Source organism: Ruegeria sp. BB10 (genome assembly GCF_056535725.1).
The window spans coordinates 1-3,896 of sequence record NZ_JBQFIW010000005.1; the positions used below are offsets into that span (position 1 = coordinate 1).

At 62.0% G+C, this 3,896-nt stretch carries 8 protein-coding genes; 2 read left to right on the forward strand and 6 right to left on the reverse strand.

The window, feature by feature from the left end:
- Positions 1 to 127: 127 nt before the first annotated feature.
- Positions 128 to 547: a hypothetical protein gene (locus ACR3EP_RS21775; protein WP_480639441.1), complete on the forward strand. Its 420-nt coding sequence runs from the start codon at positions 128 to 130 to the stop codon at positions 545 to 547.
- Between the two features lie 264 nt (positions 548 to 811).
- Here ACR3EP_RS21775 and ACR3EP_RS21780 read toward each other — a convergent pair whose 3' ends face one another.
- A complete protein-coding gene (locus tag ACR3EP_RS21780; protein WP_480639442.1) occupies positions 812 to 1,312 on the reverse strand; it encodes a hypothetical protein in 501 nt (166 codons plus the stop codon).
- Between the two features lie 108 nt (positions 1,313 to 1,420).
- Positions 1,421 to 1,690, reverse strand: coding sequence for a hypothetical protein (locus ACR3EP_RS21785; RefSeq protein ID WP_480639443.1), 270 nt, complete (start codon positions 1,688 to 1,690; stop codon positions 1,421 to 1,423).
- Between the two features lie 279 nt (positions 1,691 to 1,969).
- On the opposite strand from ACR3EP_RS21785, the gene ACR3EP_RS21790 reads away from it, so the two are divergent.
- Entirely contained in the window at positions 1,970 to 2,233 is a 264-nt protein-coding gene (locus tag ACR3EP_RS21790) for a hypothetical protein (protein ID WP_480639444.1), read from the forward strand.
- Between the two features lie 199 nt (positions 2,234 to 2,432).
- Here ACR3EP_RS21790 and ACR3EP_RS21795 read toward each other — a convergent pair whose 3' ends face one another.
- From ACR3EP_RS21795 to ACR3EP_RS21810, 4 genes are all read right to left on the reverse strand, one after another.
- On the reverse strand, positions 2,433 to 2,621 hold the full coding sequence (locus ACR3EP_RS21795; protein ID WP_480639445.1) for a hypothetical protein: 189 nt from the start codon (positions 2,619 to 2,621) through the stop codon (positions 2,433 to 2,435).
- Positions 2,614 to 2,859 (reverse strand): hypothetical protein, encoded by a 246-nt coding sequence (locus ACR3EP_RS21800; RefSeq protein ID WP_480639446.1) that lies wholly within the window; start codon positions 2,857 to 2,859, stop codon positions 2,614 to 2,616. The genes ACR3EP_RS21795 and ACR3EP_RS21800 overlap by 8 nt, the downstream gene beginning before the upstream one ends.
- Positions 2,860 to 2,968: 109 nt before the next feature.
- The gene (locus ACR3EP_RS21805; RefSeq protein WP_480639447.1) at positions 2,969 to 3,151 is read right to left on the reverse strand and encodes a hypothetical protein; all 183 of its coding nucleotides are present in this window, start codon (positions 3,149 to 3,151) and stop codon (positions 2,969 to 2,971) included.
- Between the two features lie 537 nt (positions 3,152 to 3,688).
- On the reverse strand, positions 3,689 to 3,844 hold the full coding sequence (locus tag ACR3EP_RS21810) for a hypothetical protein (RefSeq protein WP_480639448.1): 156 nt from the start codon (positions 3,842 to 3,844) through the stop codon (positions 3,689 to 3,691).
- Positions 3,845 to 3,896: the final 52 nt, after the last annotated feature.

The window sequence follows — 3,896 nt, forward strand, 5'->3', positions numbered from 1 at the left end:
TGGAACGAACTGACCCGAGGGCGGGTTGCCAAGGCGCATGAAACCGCAGACCAGATGATCGCCCTCGGCACGTCCAAGAACGACCCGCGCGCAGGGCTGGCACCGCGATGAAGGCCTGATCGCGATGGTGACGGACGACCACGAGCTTGCGCTCAGGATGGCCGAAGAGGCGCGCAACGCCTCGCGGGTCGAGTTTGAGCTGGCAATCGCCGAGGCGGCGCGGGTTGGCTCGCTGGTGCCGCTGGAGAAGCCAGGCGCGCTCGAGACCGTTCAACGGCATGTGGACGAGTGCAGCGCCAAGGGTTGGGCCCTGTTCACGGCGGGGCCCGAGACGATGTTGGGCGTGGCCTACGCCATGAACGGGCAGATCGCGGAAGGGTTGCGTCAGATCGAGGACGTGATCCGGAGGCGCGACGAAGAGGGAACGCAGGTTGCCGCCGACTGGGCCGGCTGTTTCTGTGTGAAATGCATCTGGCCATTCTCACGGGTGAGGGCGGCGGGTCCATCGGTGTTCTGCTCAGGAACCTTCGGACGATCATCCGGGTGATGCTGACTGGTGAGAAACGGCTGATTTCCCTGATCGAGCGTGTGCGCAAGAACCCGCAATTCGACACCAAGGCCATTACATTGCCCGCTGCGACATGATCATGGGCCTTCTCTACAAGGCCAAGAAGAAAAACCGCTGGCCGTGCAGCACCTGACCGACGCGCGTCTGATTGTCGAAACCGCCGGGCAGTCGCCGATGCTTGCACGCATCGACGCGGCGCTGGCGGAACTGGCCTGACGCGTGCGGCCGGACGCGCTCAATCGGTCAGTTCCGACAGGTATTTGATGGCGGCGATGCTGGGCAGGAACGTGTAGGCCCGCCGCGTGCCTTGATCAGACGCGGGAAACCGCGCAGGCGGATCGTTTTGCCGTCGGGCAGCGACATGTCGAACCAGCTGGTCTCGGGCGTGTTTGCCCCAAGCAGCGGGTCGTTTGCGCCGGTGATCGTCGGATCATGCAAGCCGAGATTGATCCAGTCGCACATGACCGCCTCGAACTGCGCGCCGATATTGGCCCGATAAGCTGCCGAGCAGCCCGCGTTCCTGGTCGTCGGGGTTCCGGGGTCGAAATCCGGGCCATAGGACATGCCGCGCCGCACCAGCCGCCGCGTGTAGTTTGCGATGCGCTGGACGATCCGGCCGCCACGCGGGTTGCCGCGCCGCAGGTGAGAGCCCGCCGGGCAGCGTGAGCCGTGCCAGTAGTTGAAATTGGTCAGGGACACGGGCGGGTCGGGGAATTGCGCGTCCGGCGACAATTCGTATGGCACCCGTTGCGCCAGCGCCCCATTTGTGCCGCCACGACCTCGCGCAGGGCGCCGTGCATGTCAGCCTTCGCCGATCCGATCCAGATTGTCCGGTCCGCAAGCTGATTCACGTCAGGATGGGTCATCAACTGGGGCGGCCTGATCGAGATAGGCTTCGAACCCGACCACATCCTGCGCCAGCACCCGGAAGGCGTTGAAGGATCCGTTAAAGCCCAGCTCATGCGGTGTCGGCACGCGGAACAGGACGCCCTCTTGCCGGGTGGGATAGCCCAGAAGGGCGGTGCCGAGCGGATCTATGGGCTCATCCACGCCCACCTGATCGGGGTCGATGACATGTTTGAATCGCGGCTGCGAGATGCCGTCGACATAGCCGAAAAACACCTTGCCCTCTGGCAGGTTGCGCCTTGCGCACCCCCAGAACGGTAAAGGCCTTGGCCACCTGAGCCTCGACCTGATCGAGCGGTTCTTCGGTGTCCGCATGGATCGAGGCGATGATGTGCGTTCAGGTTTGTCAAACGGGCCGGCCAGTGTTCCGGCGCGCTGTCCCGAAGTCACCGATTTTAATCGCGCGTTTGGCCATGCCCTGAGCGAACTCGGTCGGAAGGTCTCAAGATGCTCGGCGGGGTGCCCAGTGCCCGCAGCCCTTCGAAAGTTATGCCGATGTTGAAGCAGACCGGCGGCTTTTCACGCCAGGTCGTGTCCCGCGTGATCGCGGGCACATCGGTGCTGTTGCCATCGACCGATGCAGACAGAACCGCCGCGCAGCGCGCGGTCCGCGACCTCAAGGACGAGGTGCCGCACGGTTGCGGCGGTATCCCGCAGGATGTTGCCCTGAATATCGGCAAGATTGAACGCTTTGGTCACCAGCCCACTCCGAATTTACTGCGCACCTGTGCGGCCGACACGCCAGGATACGCGCGATAGCCCCCACCCAGCGAAATGTTGGGGTTTGCATGCAGTTGCAGGATCAGTCGCGCGGCAGCGACCAGCATATGCGGCGGCTTGGGCGGCAGGCCCTTGGCCGCGTCCTGCAATCCAAACAGGTCCGTCGGAAATCCGGCGCCTGAAACAGGTCATGATCTTGCACCCAGTCGATGAACTCTTCGACGTTGTGTTGTGGGCATCAGCGCCTCGCCGCCTCGACCAGCGACATCACATCATCGAAGACGCTGCCGATCGTGGTGATGAAATCGCGGATGTAGTTGCTGAAATCGCCATCGTAGACCGAAATCATGCAGATATGGTTGTCGATCAGCAGAACCGCGCGAAGTGGACCGTGCCCATTGTCGAGGCCAGCAAAGATCTCATCCACATTCTGGGCGATGGCCAGCGTTGCCCGCGCGGCCCGCCGGAGAGGGATCCTTGAGCGGCATGATCAGGTTCATCATGCGCTGGAATTCTCGCTGGGCTGAGGCGACGGCCTTGGCCCGGCAGCTTGGGCTTGGGCTCTTTCCAGGCCCAATGGGCACCACCACATAGCGGGACAGGAAATTGAACCATTCGGTCGGGCAGGCTGTTGACATATTGAACCAACTGTCCTGGCTAGTCATGGTCTTAACTCCCCGAAAAGGGCAGGTGTGGCGCCACGCTGCTCGCTGAAAGCTCGTAGACTTCTGCGTATATGCAGCACGGGATCGTCCGAGGCTTCGATGCCTTCGGTCAACAGGCCCGGGTTGAAGCTGAGTTTTCGCTTTGCGCCTCCTGATCCTTGGGCACATCATCAAGCGTCAGCGTCCCCATCATCACCCGCTGCCGGTGCGGCGGCCAAGGGCGACGAGTTGTTGAAATCATCGCCGACCTCGCACCATCATCATCATCAAAACCGCGCAGGTTCGGCGGCAAGGCGGTCCTCGAGCTCCTGTTTCAGATAATCGTCGACCGGCGGCAGATTGGGATCGGTCCTGAGAACGCTGCAATCGGCTGCCAGCTAAAGCGCACCCATCGGCGCGTGTTGTCGGGCGCAGGTATTAGGTGTGGACGGCGTGATAGGCCGCACGCACATAGCTCACCGGCGCGCCGATGGTGGCGGCCTGCAACACGCCGTTGAGCATGTGCATTCCGGTCCGCAAACTCGATGGCTCCTTCGTCCGGGCTGATGGCTCCGGGATAAGGATCGCGCTGGCAGCTGTCAGATTCAACAGATTGAGGATTTTCCGCCACGGCGATTCACCCTTGTAGGGTTTCGGCTTGGCCGCCAGAGCGAAGTCGAGGAAATCCGGGCGTGGGCGAGAAGAACTCGGGCAGGGTCATCGCGATAAGATCGGTATCCGTGCCGTCCGAGAGGTGAAACGCGTCGCCATCCCCCGTACGTCCGACCAGCCGTCGCGCACCGTTGCACTGCCGGAACCGTTCGAGAACCGGACGATGACCTTGGATTTCTCACTCGAAATGATCCGCGATGGTTCTTGGCAATCGGTGAAGGCTTGAAAAACCCGGTGGCGCTGATGCCGATGGTGTGAACCGGGCGTTTCTCAGATCACCGTCAGGGCGGTGCAAAACCTCAACCAGTTTCTGGGCAATGCCAGTGTCGTCCATACGCCTCCTCCGCGTCCGAACAGATTTGAATTAATTGATAGATTAACTTTTC